The 14,926-nt window shown below is 64.7% G+C and carries 14 protein-coding genes and 1 pseudogene; 10 read left to right on the top strand and 5 right to left on the bottom strand.

The genetic code is table 11. From position 1 onward, the window contains the following. Positions 1-234: 234 nt before the first annotated feature. Positions 235-1,524, top strand: a complete 1,290-nt coding sequence (locus tag AC1MEK_RS14085; protein WP_480397028.1) for an MFS transporter — start codon at positions 235-237, stop codon at positions 1,522-1,524. Here the strand turns inward: AC1MEK_RS14085 and AC1MEK_RS14080 are convergent. Together AC1MEK_RS14080 and AC1MEK_RS14075 are read right to left on the bottom strand one after the other, a co-directional pair. Further along, positions 1,450-2,595 (bottom strand): annotated as a pseudogene (locus AC1MEK_RS14080) (MFS transporter); the annotation flags it as partial. The gene AC1MEK_RS14085 and the pseudogene AC1MEK_RS14080 sit on opposite strands and share 75 nt — an antisense overlap. Further along, positions 2,588-3,121 carry an N-acetyltransferase family protein gene (locus tag AC1MEK_RS14075; RefSeq protein WP_480396892.1) on the bottom strand — a complete coding sequence of 178 codons (534 nt, stop codon included), beginning with the start codon at positions 3,119-3,121 and terminating at the stop codon, positions 2,588-2,590. The gene AC1MEK_RS14075 and the pseudogene AC1MEK_RS14080, both read right to left, overlap by 8 nt. 106 nt (positions 3,122-3,227) lie before the next feature. On the opposite strand from AC1MEK_RS14075, the gene AC1MEK_RS14070 reads away from it, so the two are divergent. Together AC1MEK_RS14070 and AC1MEK_RS14065 are read left to right on the top strand one after the other, a co-directional pair. Continuing rightward, on the top strand, positions 3,228-4,115 hold the full coding sequence (locus AC1MEK_RS14070; protein ID WP_480396891.1) for a LysR family transcriptional regulator: 888 nt from the start codon (positions 3,228-3,230) through the stop codon (positions 4,113-4,115). A gap of 49 nt (positions 4,116-4,164) precedes the next feature. Beyond that, positions 4,165-5,103: a class I SAM-dependent methyltransferase gene (locus AC1MEK_RS14065; protein WP_480396890.1), complete on the top strand. Its 939-nt coding sequence runs from the start codon at positions 4,165-4,167 to the stop codon at positions 5,101-5,103. Between the two features lie 87 nt (positions 5,104-5,190). Here AC1MEK_RS14065 and AC1MEK_RS14060 read toward each other — a convergent pair whose 3' ends face one another. The 3 genes from AC1MEK_RS14060 to AC1MEK_RS14050 all read right to left on the bottom strand — a co-directional run bounded on the left by AC1MEK_RS14060 (position 5,191) and on the right by AC1MEK_RS14050 (position 7,876). Next, the gene (locus AC1MEK_RS14060) at positions 5,191-5,739 is read right to left on the bottom strand and encodes a methyl-accepting chemotaxis protein (RefSeq protein WP_480397027.1); all 549 of its coding nucleotides are present in this window, start codon (positions 5,737-5,739) and stop codon (positions 5,191-5,193) included. A 192-nt stretch (positions 5,740-5,931) separates the two neighbouring features. Continuing rightward, the gene (locus tag AC1MEK_RS14055; RefSeq protein WP_480396889.1) at positions 5,932-6,852 is read right to left on the bottom strand and encodes a LysR family transcriptional regulator; all 921 of its coding nucleotides are present in this window, start codon (positions 6,850-6,852) and stop codon (positions 5,932-5,934) included. A gap of 193 nt (positions 6,853-7,045) precedes the next feature. After that, complete coding sequence (locus AC1MEK_RS14050) at positions 7,046-7,876, bottom strand: IclR family transcriptional regulator (protein ID WP_480396888.1); 831 nt, start codon at positions 7,874-7,876, stop codon at positions 7,046-7,048. Positions 7,877-8,126: 250 nt separating this feature from the next. Here AC1MEK_RS14050 and AC1MEK_RS14045 point away from each other — a divergent pair, with 250 nt between their 5' ends. Genes AC1MEK_RS14045 through AC1MEK_RS14015 form a run of 7 tightly spaced genes read left to right on the top strand, consistent with a single transcriptional unit; the run spans position 8,127 to position 14,792 of the window. After that, positions 8,127-9,155: an ABC transporter ATP-binding protein gene (locus AC1MEK_RS14045; RefSeq protein WP_480396887.1), complete on the top strand. Its 1,029-nt coding sequence runs from the start codon at positions 8,127-8,129 to the stop codon at positions 9,153-9,155. Further along, complete coding sequence (locus AC1MEK_RS14040) at positions 9,152-10,024, top strand: ABC transporter permease (protein ID WP_480396886.1); 873 nt, start codon at positions 9,152-9,154, stop codon at positions 10,022-10,024. The genes AC1MEK_RS14045 and AC1MEK_RS14040 overlap by 4 nt, the downstream gene beginning before the upstream one ends. A 3-nt stretch (positions 10,025-10,027) precedes the next feature. Continuing rightward, positions 10,028-10,822, top strand: a complete 795-nt coding sequence (locus AC1MEK_RS14035; protein WP_480396885.1) for an ABC transporter permease — start codon at positions 10,028-10,030, stop codon at positions 10,820-10,822. Positions 10,823-10,865: 43 nt separating this feature from the next. Continuing rightward, positions 10,866-11,156: a (2Fe-2S)-binding protein gene (locus tag AC1MEK_RS14030; RefSeq protein ID WP_480396884.1), complete on the top strand. Its 291-nt coding sequence runs from the start codon at positions 10,866-10,868 to the stop codon at positions 11,154-11,156. Then, the gene (locus tag AC1MEK_RS14025; protein WP_480396883.1) at positions 11,153-12,547 is read left to right on the top strand and encodes an FAD-dependent oxidoreductase; all 1,395 of its coding nucleotides are present in this window, start codon (positions 11,153-11,155) and stop codon (positions 12,545-12,547) included. Before AC1MEK_RS14030 ends, AC1MEK_RS14025 begins: the two co-directional genes overlap by 4 nt. Beyond that, a complete protein-coding gene (locus AC1MEK_RS14020; protein WP_480396882.1) occupies positions 12,544-13,743 on the top strand; it encodes an NAD(P)/FAD-dependent oxidoreductase in 1,200 nt (399 codons plus the stop codon). The genes AC1MEK_RS14025 and AC1MEK_RS14020 overlap by 4 nt, the downstream gene beginning before the upstream one ends. Further along, positions 13,740-14,792 carry an ABC transporter substrate-binding protein gene (locus AC1MEK_RS14015; RefSeq protein ID WP_480396881.1) on the top strand — a complete coding sequence of 351 codons (1,053 nt, stop codon included), beginning with the start codon at positions 13,740-13,742 and terminating at the stop codon, positions 14,790-14,792. Before AC1MEK_RS14020 ends, AC1MEK_RS14015 begins: the two co-directional genes overlap by 4 nt. Positions 14,793-14,926 lie beyond the last annotated feature (134 nt).

Genomic DNA, 14,926 nt, shown 5'->3' with positions numbered 1-14,926 from the left:
AAAAAAAGGTACGAAAACGACCGGGGCACGACGGGGTGCGCCGGGTTCAATGGCGCGAAGCTTATGCCTGCACCGGCCTCGATTCAAATGGCACGACAAGAAAGTCCCTTACCGAAGCCGTAACAGTGCCCTTGCAACCCCTTCGCAAAACCTGCGAACCAAGCTGCAGGCGCCGGGTCATTAGCCTTGAGCGGCAGCCGCACCGGCAGCACGATCTTCTGGCAGATACCCACCTTGAACAGCCTGCACGATGTGCGCAACAACCGCTCTCTGGACGGCCTGAACTTCTTTCTCGCCGACGTTCGCGACGGCCTGGGGCCTTATCTCGCGATCTACCTGCTGGCCGTGCACAAGTGGGACCCGGCGAGCATCGGCCTGGTCATGACCCTGGCTGGTATAGCCGCTTTACTCACCCAGACGCCAGCGGGTGCGCTGATTGACCGCACCCGCAGCAAGCGGCTGGTAGTGATCGTCGCTGCACTGCTGGTGACCGCCGGCTGTCTGGTCTTGCCGTTCATCCACAGCTTCACCTGGGTGCTGATCACCCAGGCCCTGAGCGCCATCGCAGGCTCGGTGTTCGCCCCGGCCATCGCCGCCATTTCATTGGGCATTACCGGCCCCAAGGCCTTCACCCGCCGCACCGGGCGCAACGAGACCTGGAACCACGCCGGCAACGCCTGCGCGGCGCTATTGGCGGGCGGGTTTTCCTGGCTGTTCGGCCCGATTGCGGTGTTCTACCTGATGGCGTTCATGGCGCTGGCGAGCATCGCGGCGGTGAGCCTTGTGGACGGCAACGCCATCGACCACGAGGTGGCCCGCGGTTTCGACCCGGCCAACGATCCGTCCCATGAGCAACCCTCGGGGCTGGCGGCATTGCTGGGCAACCGCGCCCTGCTCACTTTCGCCATCTGCTGCGGGCTGTTCCACCTGGCCAACGCGGCGATGCTGCCACTGGTGAGCCAGAAGCTGTCGCAGATCGACGTGCAACTGGCAACGCCGCTGACGTCTGCCTGCATCGTCGCCGCGCAACTGGTGATGGTGCCGGTGGCCTGGCTGGTGGGCGCCAAGGCCGATGTCTGGGGGCGCAAACCGCTGCTGCTGGCCGGTTTTATCATTCTGCCGCTGCGTGGAGTGCTGTACGTGCTGTCCGACAACCCTTACTGGCTGGTCGCCGTGCAATTGCTCGACGGCATCGGCGCCGGGGCCTTCGGTGCGCTGCTGCCACTGGTGGTCAAGGACCTGACCCAGGGCACCGGGCGCTTCAACGTCAGCCTCGGCGCCGTTTCAACGGTGTTCGGCCTCGGTGCGGCGCTGAGCAACGGCCTCGCGGGCTGGGTGGTCGACGCCGCCGGTTACAGTGCGGCCTTCCTGACCCTGGCGGTGATTGCCGCCTTGGCGTTCCTGCTGCTGTGGTTCGCTGTCCCTGAAACCCTGCCCGCCGGCAATGTGCCTGAGCAGCAGCGCGGTGATCAGGCTGACCACGCCGATGGCCAACGCCAGCCACAGCACGGCCCGATCCCCTGAATGATCGCGCACCGCCGCAAAACACCAGGGCGCGAACGCCGACAGAATGAACCCGGGCGCCACCAGCCGCCCCAGCAACCGGGCGTACTGGCGATGGTCAAACAGCTCGAACGGCAGGCTCGCCCGCAACAACGTGGCCAGGCCATTGAGCGCGCCGTAGCCGAACACGAACACGCACGCCAGCAGCACCCTGCCCTGCGCAATAAGGCCGATGGCGAAACACAGCGGCAGCATCGAACCCACCCAAAGATTGAGCGTCAGCGCCTGGGTCTTGCGACCGAACAGGCTTTGCGTCAAGCGCGCGCAGGTCTGGCCGACGCCCCACAGCGCCACCAGCCCGATCGGCGCGCCCATGCCCGCCAACAGGCTGGGCAGCTGCGGGCCCAAGCCTGCGGACAGCACGCCGATCAGCGTCACGCTCAAGGCGTACAGCCATTGCCGTGACAGGGGCGCGGCGATTTCATCTTCGCCCGCCTGTTCCTGCGGTTCGACCGTTGCCCTGTGCGGCTGTCTTGGCAACGCACCGAGTAACAGCAGGCTGATAATCAGGCACGCCGCATACACCCGCAGGCCGTTCTGCCAGCCCATGTGCTCCTGCAAGACATGCCCCAGCGGCCAGAACACCGCCGACGCCAGCCCGCCGAGCAAGGTGATGCGCACCATGGCCGGGCGCGCCAGTTCGCCAGCGAGCCTCGCCATGGCAGCGAACAGCGCGTCGTACAGCGACAGACGCATGCCCACGCCGAGCAAGGCCCACAGCGCGTAATAACCGGCCAATGACAAGGGCGCACAGGCCAGCGCGACGCAGACCAGTGCATTGATCAAGGTGCCGACCCGCAACACCGTGCGCCCGCCGAAGCGCTCGATCAGCCCGCCGCTCAAGGGCGAGATCAGTCCCATCACCACCATCGCCACCGACAGCCCGGCGAACACCCGCTGGCCGCTCCAGGCCAGATCCCGCGCCATCGCCTCGCCAAATGCACCGAGCAGATAGAACGAGGTGCCCCAGTTGATCAGTTGCGCGATCCCCAGGCGCCAGACCACCCAGGCGCCCAACGCTGGCTTATCCACGGGGCACGCTGGCGTCGCCTTCGCCCAGTGAGCGCTGCATCAGCACGGTGTCCAGCCAGCGGCCGTGCTTGAACCCCACCGACTCGAACACCCCCACCACGCGAAAGCCCAGACGTTCGTGCAGGCGAATTGAAGCGGTGTTTTCGCGGTTGCCGATCACCGCCACCATCTGCCGCCGCCCGTCGTCGATGCAGCGCTGCACGATCCAGCCCAACAAGGCCTGACCGATGCCCAGCCCGCCCATGCCGTCGCGCACATACACCGAATCCTCCACGGTGAAGCGGTAGGCCGGACGCGGCCGGTACAGCGTCGCGTAGCCGTAGCCCACCACCTCGCCGTCGCGCTCGGCCACCACATACGGCAAGCCATGCCCCAGCACATCCGCCCGCCGTTGCAGCATCTGCGCGAGGGTTGGCGGCTCAAGTTCAAAGCTGGCAGTGCCGTGGATCACGTGATAGGCGTAGATCGCCTGCACGGCGGGCATGTCGTCTTCACGGGCGTCGCGCAGGATGAAATCGTGGGGCATGGGGCGGTCTTCTTGTACAGGGAACAGAATGTGAGGTCATGATCGCGCGCCTCCTGATCAAAACAAAGCTATGATTCGTCATCCTCAGCATAAGTAAAACTTTGCCATGCAGCGGCTCAACCTCACTCACCTGCACACCTTCGCCCAGGTCATTCGCCATGGCAGTTTTTCAGCCGCGGCCGAACGCCTGAACCTGACCCAGCCCGCCGTCAGCCTGCATATCCGCCAACTGGAGGAGCGCCTGAACCTGCGTCTGATCGAACGGGTGGGCAAACGGATCAAGCCGACGTCGGCGGGCAGCACGCTGCTGACCCACATCGGCCGGATCGACGCCGTGGTCGAGGACGCGCTGCTGGATCTGTCCAGCCACGCCGAGGGCGTCGCTGGCCAGGTCGCCATCGGCACCGGCGCTACCGCCTGCATTCACCTGCTGCCGCCGATCCTGCGGCAATTGCGCCGCCAGTTCCCGGCGCTGGACGTGCGGGTCAGCACCGGCAATACCGAAGGCATCCTGCGGGCCGTTGCAGAGAACCGCCTGGACCTGGCGCTGGTCACCCTGCCCGCCGCCGGGCGCAGCCTGTCGATCACGCCGCTGCTGGAGGACGAGTTCGTGGCGATTTTCAGTGCCGCGCAGCCTGCCATACCCGCCAGCATCACGCCCCAGGCGCTGACCGACCTGCCGCTGGTGGTGTTCGAAGCCGGCAGCAGCACGCGTTTGCTGATCGATGAGTGGTACCTGCAGGCCGGGCTGCGGATCAAGCCGGTGATGGAGTTGGGCAGTATCGAGGCGATCAAGGAAATGGTCGGCGCGGGGCTGGGTTACAGCATCGTGCCACGCATGTCGGTGGCGGCCGAACATCACCGGCGCGGGCTGCACGTGATGCCGCTGACCCCGGCGCTGAGTCGCACGCTGGGCATCGTGCTGCGCCAGGACAAGCCGCTGGGCAAGGCCCTGCGCCAGGTGCTGGAAGCCTTGCAGACGCTCGAGACCTGATTGGGTTTAGAATGCCGCCCTTTCTCCATTGCCGATCCTTCGCTACCCGATGAATGCCGACGCCCTGAACACCCTCAACCAGCACCTGCTGACCGCCCTCGCTCCCGCGCCCGCGGAGACCCGCCGCCTGTTTCATGGTCGTGGTCGTCGCTGGCCGGGCCTTGAGCAACTGACTGTGGACTGGATGCAGGGCGTGGTACTGGTGTCACTGTTCAAGGAGCCCGCTGGCGCCGAACTGACGGCGTTGAAGCAATTGCTGGCCGAGTTGTGCCAGTCCCCGGCGTGGACTGGCAGCCAAGCGCACACCCTGTTGTTGCAACACCGCTACCTGCCCGACAGCCTCACCGAAACCCTGCTGGGTGAGATGCCCGACGAGTGGACGCTGACCGAGGGCGGCCTGCGCTACTTGGTCGATTTTGGCAAGAAGCAGAACACCGGGCTGTTCCTGGACATGCGCTACGGCCGCGACTGGGTGCGGGCCAATGCTTCAGGCAAGCGCATCCTCAACCTGTTTGCCTACACCTGCGGCTTCTCGGTAGCGGCCATCGAGGGCGGCGCAGAGGCGGTGGTCAATCTGGACATGTCCCGCGCGGCGCTCAGCCGGGGCCGCGACAACCATCGGCTCAACGGCCATGATCTAGGCAAGGTCAGCTTTCTCGGCCATGAGCTGTTCAAGTCCTGGGGCAAGGTCAAGAATGGCGGGCCGTACGATCTGGTGATCATCGACCCGCCATCGTTTCAGAAAGGCAGTTTTCTGCTGACCAAGGATTACCAGCGCGTGCTGCGCAAATTGCCGGAGCTGCTGAGCGCCGACGGCTGCGTGCTCGCCTGCATGAACGACCCGGCGCTGGGCGCGGACTTTCTGATCCAGAGCATGGCGCGTGAAGCCCCGCAATTGCGCTTCGAACAACGCCTGGAAAACCCGCCGGAGTTTGCCGATATCGAGCCTGAGGGTGGGTTGAAGGCTTTGGTGTTTCGTCAGGAATAATCCGGTCCCGTGGCAGCACGGCTTGCCGGCGGGGTCGTCCTCAAGATCGCTCCCGCCGGCAAGCCGTGCTGCGGATGTGGGTGATGCTTAAGCGCTGAGCCGCGAAATCACGTCGTTCAACCCCACCGACAATTCATGCAGATCCTGGCTGGCGGTCTGGGTGCGCTGCACGTTGCTCTGGTTGGTGGTGGCGATGGCGGTGATCTCGGTGAGGTTGCGCGAGATGTCTTCGGCGACCGAGGTCTGCTCCTCCGCTGCCGTGGCGATCTGCCGGTTCATGTCGCGGATGGCCTCCACAGCTGTGGTAATGCGTTGCAGCGAGGAGCCGGCCAGCGTCACCTGATCCACGCTTTCCTGGCTGCGCGCCTGGCCGCTTTCGATGGCCTGGGCGGCGTTGAGGGCCAACAGGTTGGTCTGTTCGGCGATCCCGTGGATCACTTCCAGCACCTTGCCGATGCGCCCGCTGTCGCTTTCCAGGCGACGAATCACCTCGGCGGTGTTGCTGATTTCGGTGCGCATCTGGGTGATCGAGTTGATCGTCGCGTTCATCACCTTGTCGCCGTCCTGCGAACTGCGGTCGGCTTCGTCCGCGGCCTGCGCAGCCTGGGCCTTGCTCGCAGGGTCCAGGCCTTTCATCGCGCTCAGGCTGGTCAGCGCATCCTGCACAAGACGTTCCTGATCCTCGAACTGGCCCCCAGAATTTGTCGCGATCGGCCGGCATCTTGCAAATCCGACAGGTGGTCGCAAACCGCCAGCAGGCTGCCAAAAGAACATTTCACTTTTATGACAAATTGAAGTCAAGCCACTGAAAAATCGACGTTTTCGCCCTCAGGCGTTCCACGCCGTCTGGCACTCCTTCAAATAGTCGATAAACGCCCGCAGCCGCAGCGGCACATGGCGGTTGCTGGGGTACAGCAAAGTGAACGGTCGCGACCGCCCGGCATGCTCCTTGAGCACCTCGACCAGGGTGCCGTCGCGCAGCTCTTTTTCCACCACGAAGCGATAGGCCTGGAACAGCCCTGCGCCGCTTTTGGCCAGGGTTACGCCGCCCAATACGTCGTCCGAACAGCAGTAACCGCCGTCAGCCAACACGTCGCGCGGCTGGCCGTTTTCCTGAAACAGCCAGGGAATGCGCCGGCCGTTGCTGGGCAGTTCGTACTGGATGCAGTCGTGGCTGGCCAGATCGTCCAGGGTCTGCGGGGTGCCTGCCCGTTGCAGGTACTCTGGGGTGGCCACCAACACCAAGGGCCCGTCTTCGAGCTTGCGTGCGATCAGCGTCGAGTCGGGCTGAGTGCGTACACGGATCGCCATGTCATAGCCTTCGGCGACGAAATCGATGTTGCGATTGCTCAGGTTGATGTCGACTTTCACCTGCGGATAGCGTCGGCGAAATTCGGGGAGCAGCGGCAGGATGCGGTGATGGCCGTAAGTAGTGGGAATGCTCATGCGCAGCGTCCCGGAGGGCTGCAACTGCTGGCCGGAGACCTGGCGCTCGGCTTCGATCAGTTGCGCCAGCGCCTGATTGCACTGCTCGAAATACACCCGGCCGCTGTCGGTCAGGCGAATGCTGCGGGTGGTGCGCACAAACATCCGCACCCCCAGACGCTCCTCCAGCCGAGAAATCGACCGGCTCACCGCCGCCGGTGTAACACCGGCGGCCAAGGCCGCGGCGGTGAAGCTGCCGGCCTCGGCGGCCAGACAGAACAGCTCGATGCTGCCCAGTTGAATGTCATCGAAATGGCGCTTCACGATTCTTTACACCGGGTATGTAGTGGCGGGGTTCAGGCGCTGATTTATCACCTTTCTCGACATAAAAACAGATACCGAGCAGCGATACATGTCCTGTGGGAGTGAGCTTGCTCGCGAATGCGGTGGGTCAGTCAGATATGGCAGTGCCTGACCCACCGCATTCGCGAGCAAGCTCACTCCTACAGGGGCAGCATTACTGCCCAAACACCTGCGAAGGCCGGCGCAGCACTGGGTCGAACGGGTTGATCCGCGGGCTGATCGCTGCCGCTTCGCGCTTGAGCATTTCCACCACCGTGGGCATGCGCTCGGCGTTGAGCCGGTCGGTGATGGTCGCCACGCTCAAGGCCGCGACGGCCCGTCCTTCGCGGTCGAGGATCGGCACCGCCAGGCCCGCCATGCCTTCCAGCACGCCGGTGTTGCGCGCCGCGTAACCCAGGCGCCGGACGTTGTCGATTTCCGAGCGCAGCATCACCTCGTCGTACAGGTGAAAATCCCGCAGGCGCGGCAGGTTGTAGCGGATCACGGTTTCGCGCTCGTCTTCGGGCAGGAAGGCCAGGATCGCCAGGCTGCCCTGCCCCACGCCCAGGGCCACGCGCCCGCCGATGTCGCCGGTAAAGGTGCGGATCGGGTACGGGCCTTCGCTGCGGTCCAGACACACCGCGTCAAAGCCACTGCGCGCCAGCAGAAACAGCGAATCACCCAACGACGCCGACAGCCGCAACAGGCTCGGCCGCACCACGTCACGCAGGTTGCCGGTCTGCCCGGCCCTGGCCGCCAGCGCGAAGAAATCCAGGCTCAAACGGTAGCGTTTGCTGCGCGCATCCTGCTCGACCATGCCCTCGTCCATCAGGCTGCGCAGCAGGCGATGGGTGGTGGGTTGCGACAGCCCCACCTGCTGCGCCAGCTGCGTGACCCGCTCGCCGCCTTCGGGGCAATTGCCCAGGCAACGCAACACCGCGAACAGCCGCGACACCGCACCCACACCCGTTTCTTTTTCCGTTTCATTCCGCTCAGTGGAATTCATATTTGTGCTTTTCCAGTATTAATTCACCGAACGAATAAACTTGAAAATACTACTCGCTCAATGAAATTCCTCGTTGAGGCCATCGTATTCGCAGGGCTAGGATCAGTCCACAGGGCGATTTGAATAACAGCGGCAGCCGACACCGATCGAGCGCCAGCGTCCAAGCGGTACACGCACGTTTTCTCTTTCGCATCTGCCCACAAAAAACGCGTGCCTTGCGGCATGCACGACAACAAAGGTGGAAGCAGTCATGGCTTTTCTTCAACTGAAAGCACTGTGCAAGCGCTACGGCGCAGTCGACGCCGTGGTCGCCAGCGACCTGTCGGTGGCCAAGGGAGAGTTCGTTTCCCTGCTCGGCCCTTCCGGTTGCGGCAAGACCACCACCCTGCAAATGATCGCCGGCTTCGTCGACGTCAGCGCCGGGCAGATCCTGCTCGACGGGCGCGACATCACCCACGCCAAACCCGCCAGCCGCGGCCTGGGCGTGGTGTTTCAGTCATACGCGCTGTTTCCCCACATGACCGTGCGCGACAACGTCGCCTTCGGCCTGAAGATGCGCAAGGTGGCGGCCGCCGACATTCAGCGCAGGGTCTCTCGGGTGCTGGAGCTGGTCCGTCTGGACCAGCACGCCGAGCGTTATCCCCGCGAGCTGTCCGGCGGCCAGCGCCAGCGGGTGGCACTGGCCCGGGCGCTGGTCATCGAGCCGCCGGTGCTTTTGCTCGACGAGCCGTTGTCGAACCTGGACGCCAATCTGCGCGAAGAAATGCAGTTCGAGATCCGCCGTATCCAGCGTGAAGTCGGCATCACCACGCTGATGGTCACCCACGATCAGGCCGAGGCGCTGTCGATCAGCGACCGCGTGGTGGTGATGCAGGCCGGGCGCATCACCCAGATCGACGAGCCCTACAAACTCTACGAACACCCGCGCACGCGGTTCATTTCCGGGTTCGTCGGCAAGGCCAACCTGCTGCAGGGCGAACGCGATGACTGCGGCGCGGCGCAGGTCTGCGAGCCGCAAGGCAACGGCGAGCTGACCCTGAGCCTGCGCCCGGAAAAGATCGACCTGGTCGACGCCGGTGCAGGGCGCCTGCAGGGGCGCATCGTCACCCGTTACTTTCTCGGCAGCCAGTGGCTGTACCGGATCGAGACGCCGATTGGCGAGCTGACCGTGGTGCGCCGCAACGACGGCGAAGCGCCGCTCGACGAAGGCGCGGCGGTGGGCCTGGACTGGCCGGCAGAGCTGCTCCGTGTGTTGACCAGCGACGAGGTGCCGGCATGAGTGGCGCGGGCGTTCTACGTGACAGCGGTCGCGGCTATCTGTTGTCCACGCCAGCGCTGGCGTTGTTCGTGGGGCTTCTGATACTGCCTCTGTTGCTGACACTGGTGCTGTCATTCAACGTGTTCGACTACGAAGTCGGGGTCAAGGGTGATGCCTGGACCTTCGCCCAGTACCTGAACCTGATCAGCGACTCGTACTTCTACGAGATCTTTTTTCGCACTTTCTGGATCAGCGCGCTGGTCACCCTGCTGTGCGTGGTGATCGGCGTGCCGGAGGCCTACGTGCTCAGCCGCATGGGGACGCCGTGGCGCTCGATCTTCCTGATTTTGATCCTCACCCCGCTGCTGATTTCGGTGGTGGTGCGGGCCTTTGGCTGGAGCCTGTTGCTGGGCGCCGACGGCCTGGTCAATCAGGCGATCCAGGCCCTCGGTGGGCGCCCGCTGAAACTGCTGTACACGCCGTTCGCGGTGGTGCTGGCGCTGGTCCACGTGATGCTGCCGTTCATGATCATTCCGGTCTGGACCTCGCTGCAAAAACTCGACCGCTCGGCCGAACAGGCGGCGTTGTCGCTGGGCGCCAGCCAGGCCACGGTGATGCGCCAAGTGGTGCTGCCCCAGGTCATGCCCGGAGTGCTGTCCGGCACGCTGATCGTGTTCGGCCTGTCGGCCAGCTCCTTCGCCATTCCCGGCCTGCTGGGCGGGCGGCGCCTGAAGATGGTCGCCACCACCGTCTACGACCAATACCTGTCGGAGCTGAACTGGCCCATGGGCGCGACCATCGCGGTGGCGCTACTGCTGATCAACCTGCTGGTGATGCTGTCGTGGAACCGGCTGGTGGAAGGCCGCTACAAAAAATCCCTGGGGGAATGACCGATGTCCAAGAACGGCCCTCTGGCCCTGTCCTTTCATGCCCTGGTGGTGGTGTTCATGCTGGCGCCACTGGTGGTGGTGTGCCTGGTGGCATTCACCCCGGAAAACACCCTGAGCCTGCCGTGGCACGGCTTTTCCCTCCGCTGGTTCGCCGCCGTTTTCGAGCGCGCCGACTTCATTCAGGCCTTCTATAACAGCCTGATCCTGGCGGTGGTCGCGGCCACTCTGGCGACGCTGATTGCGGTGCCTGCGGCGCTGGCGATCACTCGCTATCAGTTTCCCGGGCGCAACTTTCTCAATGGCCTGTTTCTCTCGCCGATCATCATTCCGCATCTGGTGCTGGGCGTGGCGATGCTGCGGCTGTTCGCGCTAATGGGGGTCAATGGCAGTTTCGTCTGGCTGATGTTCGCCCACGTGGTGGTGATCACGCCGTACGTGCTGCGGCTGGTGATCGCCGCGGCCATTGGCGTCGACCGCAGCGCCGAGCAGGCGGCTGAATCCCTGGGCGCGAGCCGCTTCACCCTGTTTCGCCAGATCACCCTGCCGATGATCCTGCCCGGCGTTGCCGGCGGCTGGCTGCTGGCGTTCATCAACAGCTTCGACGAGGTGACGCTGTCGATCTTCGTCACCTCGCCCTCGACCCAGACCTTGCCGGTGCGCATGTACGTCTACGCCACCGAATCCATCGACCCGATGATGGCCGCCGTGTCCGCGCTGGTGATCGCCCTGACCGCCGCGACGATGATCATCCTCGACCGGGTCTACGGCCTGGACCGCGTGCTGGTGGGCAAACACTGATGACCCTTTTCGATTTGCGTTTTTGCCTGACAGAGAGAGCGCCATGGCATTGCTGAAACGACTGGCAGAAACCGACCGCGAGGTCCTGCCGTTCACCCTGGACGGCGACCCCGCCCAAGGGTTGTTGGGCGACACCTTGCTGACTGCCGTACTGACTGCTGGCGAGCACCTGCGCGGCAGCGACTTCAGCGCCCAGCCTCGGGCCGGATTCTGCCTGATGGGTGCCTGCCAGGATTGCTGGGTGAAGTTGGGCGATGGCCGCCGGGTGCGCGCCTGCTCGACCCTGCTGCAGCCTGGGCTTTGCGTGCATCGCGAGCCGGGGCGCAACCTATGAGCAATCGCCAGATCGTGATCGTCGGCGCAGGCCCGGCGGGCATTCGCGCGGCCCAGACCCTGGTCGCCTACGGCCTGCAACCCTGTCTGATCGACGAAGGCCTGCGCGGCGGCGGGCAGATCTATCGCCGTCAGCCCGAGAACTTCACCCGTCCGGCCAAGGCGCTGTATGGCTTTGAAGCGGCGAAAGCGCAGGCGGTTCATGCGACCCTCGACCGGCTGCACGGCGATATCGATTACCGCCCGCAAACCCTCGTGTGGAATGCGCAAGACAGCAGCCTCGACACACTGGCGTTCGGCGACGGCCCCAACGGCGTGGCCGCTCAGGTGCCTTATACAAAGCTGATCGTCGCCACTGGCGCCACCGACCGCATTCTGCCGGTGCCGGGCTGGACGCTGCCGGGGGTCTACAGCCTGGGGGCGGCGCAGATCGCATTGAAATTTCAGGGCTGCGCCATTGGCGAGCGCGTGGTGTTCGCCGGCAGCGGGCCGCTGCTGTATCTGGTGGCGTATCAATACGCCAAGGCCGGCGCGAAGGTGCTGGCGGTGCTCGACAGCGCACCGCTGTCGGCTCAGACCCGCGCCCTGCCCGCCCTGCTCGGGCAGCCTGCAACGCTGGCCAAGGGCGTCTATTACCGCGCATGGCTCACGGCCCATGGCATCCCGGTGCATCAGGGCGTGCAATTGCACAGCATCGAGGGCCAACAGCGCGTCAGCGGCGTGAGCTGGCAACGCGGTTCTTCAACGCATCGGCTCGATTGCGACGCCGTGGCCTTCGCTCATGCCCTGCGCAGCGAAACCCAGCTGGCCGATCTTCTGGGCTGCGAATTCACCTGGAGCCCGCTCAACCGTGCCTGGCTGCCCACTCGCGACGCCTGCGGGCGCAGCAGTGTCGACGGCGTTTATCTGGCGGGCGATGGCGCCGGGATCATGGGCGCCGATGCCGCGGAAATGGCCGGTGAACTGGCGGCGCTGACGCTGCTCGATGACATGGGCCATCAGGTCGATCAGGCCCGCAGCCTGGTGCTGCAAGACAGCCTCGCTGGCATCGAACGCTTTCGTCACGGGCTGGAAACGGCGTTTCCGTTTCCTCAGGACTGGGCCGCGAAAGCTCCGGATGACGTGATTGTCTGCCGCTGCGAAGAGGTCAGCGCAGGCGACATCCGCCAGACCGTCGCCCAAGGAAATTGGGAAGTGAACCGAGTCAAGGCCATGTGCCGGGTGGGCATGGGCCGCTGCCAGGGACGCATGTGTGGATTGGCCGCCAGCGAGATCGTCGCCCAGGCCTCGGGCCGGGACATTGCCAGCGTCGGACGCTTGCGCGCCCAGGCGCCGATCAAGCCGCTGCCCTTTGGCCTGGAAATAGAAACGCGTCTGGAGACCGAGCAATGAGCCTGCCCATCGAAGTGGACGCCATTGTCATCGGCGGCGGAATTGTCGGCGGTTCGGCGACGCTGTTCCTCGCCAAGGCCGGAAAACGTGTGGTGCTGCTGGAGCGGGACTTTTTCGGCTCGCACTCCAGCGGGGTCAACTACGGCGGCGTCAGGCGTCAGGGCCGCCCCTTGTCCCAATTACCGCTCTCACAACGGGCCCACGGTATCTGGGCCAACCTCAAGGACCTGATCGGCATCGACGGCGAGTACCTGCGTTCCGGGCACCTGAAACTGGCCCGTAGCGACAAGGACATGGCGGCGCTGGTGGCCTATGAGCAGGCGTCCCGGGGTTTCGGCCTGGACCTGCAATTGCTCGATCGCGCCCAGTTGCGCGCACGCTTTGCCTGGGCAGGCGATGTGGCGGTGGGTGCCTCGCTGTGTGCTGACGACGGCCACGCCAACCCGCGTATCGTCTCACCGGCCTTCGCCCACGCAGCGCGCCGGGCTGGCGCCCAGGTGTTCGAACAGGCCAAGGTCATCGAAGTCGAGCATGACGGTCAGGCCTTCACTGTCCGTACCGCCAGCGGCCAGCTTTTTCGCGCGCCGTGGCTGCTCAATTGCGCCGGCGCCTGGGCCGCGGCACTGGCTGAACAGTTCGGCGAGCCGGTGCCGATGCGCACAGGCCACCCGGCCATGCTGGTGACCGAGCCGCTGCCGATGTTCATGGACGTCAGCACCGGAGTCGAAGGCGGCGGCATCTATGCCCGCCAGGTCGCTCGCGGCAACTGCGTGCTCGGCGGCGGACAGGGCTTTGCACTTGACCCGACCAAGGCACGCCCCGGCCAGGCGGCCATTCTGGAAATCCTGCGCAACGCTGTGGAGCTGTATCCGCCTCTGGCGGGCGCCCAGGCCATCCGCACCTGGAGCGGCACCGAAGGCTATTTGCCTGACCGAGAACCGGTGCTGGGCGAAAGCAGCACCCAGCCGGGTTTGCTGCACGGTTTCGGCTTTGCCGGCTCGGGCTTTCAGATCGGCCCGGCGGCAGGCGAAGCGTTGGCGCAGATCGTCTGCCAAGGGAAATCGGACATTGCCCTGACGCCGTTTTCCATCGGCCGCTTTGCAACGACACAAACACCGCTCTCCATTCCAACTGCCGCGCCCGCTCCGGTGGGCACGAGCAACGTCATCCCCCTGCTCAGAGGAAGGTCGTCATGAACATCGTCAAACGCTTCGCCTTGACCTGCGGCGCTTGCCTGCCGCTGGCCGCAGCGCTGGTCACCCTGCCCGCTCACGCCGAACCGACCCTTTACCTGGGCATGAACGGCGGCACCATGGAGCGGCTGTATGCCGATCAGGTGCTGCCAGCGTTCGAGAAGGCCAACCACGTCAAGGTGGTAATCGTGCCGGGCACCTCGTCGGACATTCTGGCCAAGGTCCAGGCCAGCAAGGACAACCCGCAGATGCACGTGATGTTCCTCGACGACGGCATCATGTACCGGGCGATTTCCATGGGCCTGTGCGGCAAGCTGCAGCCCAGCGCGACCCTGGCCGACATCCCGGCCAAGGGCAAGATCAAGGATGAAGCCGTGGCAGTGAGCCTTGGCGTCACGGGCCTGGCCTACAACACGAAGATGTTCCAGGAGAACGGCTGGAGCGCCCCCACGTCCTGGGCCGACATGGCCGACAAGCGCTACAAGGACAAACTGGTGTTTCAGTCGCTGGCTTCGTCCACCTTCGGCCTGCACGGTTTCCTGATGTTCAACCGCCTGCAGGGCGGCGACGAAACCAACGTCGAGCCGGGCTTCAAGGCCTGGCCCAAGACCGTCGGCCCGAACGTACTGGAATACATCGCAAGCTCAGCGAAGATTTCCGAAATGGTCCAGACCGGCGAGGCGGCGCTGTTCCCACTCACGCCGACCCAGGTTACTGCCCTCAAACTCAAGGGCGTTCCGGTGGAATACGCCCCGCCCAAGGAAGGCGCCGTGGTGCTGAACGTGGCCGAATGCACCATTGCCAACAACGACCAGCCGGAACTGGCGCAGAAACTCGCCGAATTTTTGCTGACGCCCGAAGCCCAGGCCCCGGCGCTGGAACTGGGCGACCAGATCCCGTCCAACCCGAAAACCCCGACCAGCGACAGGACCCGCGGCCAGGTGGAGGCGATGAACCAGTACCTGCAAACAGCGGTAACCATCGACTGGGACCAGGTCAACCAGATCCGCCCGGAGTGGAATGCCCGCTGGAGCCGGACGATCGAGCGGTAGTCCGGCCAATGCACATTCCGTAGCAGCACGGCTTGCCGGCGGGGGCGATCTTGAAAACGCTCCCGCCGGCAAGCCGTGCTGCTACGGTTCGGTCCAGGAAGCACAAGACGCTGCCCTGCACTTTTCTTTCAACT

The sequence above is a fragment of the Pseudomonas sp. 2 genome, assembly GCF_056627435.1.
The sequence above is the reverse complement of the archived record's forward strand: the minus strand, read 5'-3'. Positions and strand labels throughout refer to the sequence as shown.

Bases quoted from the DNA above. Each gene is read 5' to 3' on its own strand.
- AC1MEK_RS14060 (WP_480397027.1), bottom strand. From the start codon at position 5,739: ATGAAAGGCCTGGACCCTGCGAGCAAGGCCCAGGCTGCGCAGGCCGCG.
- AC1MEK_RS14025 (WP_480396883.1), top strand. From the start codon at position 11,153: ATGAGCAATCGCCAGATCGTGATCGTCGGCGCAGGCCCGGCGGGCATT.
- AC1MEK_RS14070 (WP_480396891.1), top strand. From the start codon at position 3,228: ATGCAGCGGCTCAACCTCACTCACCTGCACACCTTCGCCCAGGTCATT.
- AC1MEK_RS14045 (WP_480396887.1), top strand. From the start codon at position 8,127: ATGGCTTTTCTTCAACTGAAAGCACTGTGCAAGCGCTACGGCGCAGTC.
- AC1MEK_RS14040 (WP_480396886.1), top strand. From the start codon at position 9,152: ATGAGTGGCGCGGGCGTTCTACGTGACAGCGGTCGCGGCTATCTGTTG.
- AC1MEK_RS14020 (WP_480396882.1), top strand. From the start codon at position 12,544: ATGAGCCTGCCCATCGAAGTGGACGCCATTGTCATCGGCGGCGGAATT.
- AC1MEK_RS14065 (WP_480396890.1), top strand. From the start codon at position 4,165: ATGAATGCCGACGCCCTGAACACCCTCAACCAGCACCTGCTGACCGCC.
- AC1MEK_RS14075 (WP_480396892.1), bottom strand. From the start codon at position 3,121: ATGCCCCACGATTTCATCCTGCGCGACGCCCGTGAAGACGACATGCCC.
- AC1MEK_RS14015 (WP_480396881.1), top strand. From the start codon at position 13,740: ATGAACATCGTCAAACGCTTCGCCTTGACCTGCGGCGCTTGCCTGCCG.
- AC1MEK_RS14030 (WP_480396884.1), top strand. From the start codon at position 10,866: ATGGCATTGCTGAAACGACTGGCAGAAACCGACCGCGAGGTCCTGCCG.
- AC1MEK_RS14035 (WP_480396885.1), top strand. From the start codon at position 10,028: ATGTCCAAGAACGGCCCTCTGGCCCTGTCCTTTCATGCCCTGGTGGTG.
- AC1MEK_RS14050 (WP_480396888.1), bottom strand. From the start codon at position 7,876: ATGAATTCCACTGAGCGGAATGAAACGGAAAAAGAAACGGGTGTGGGT.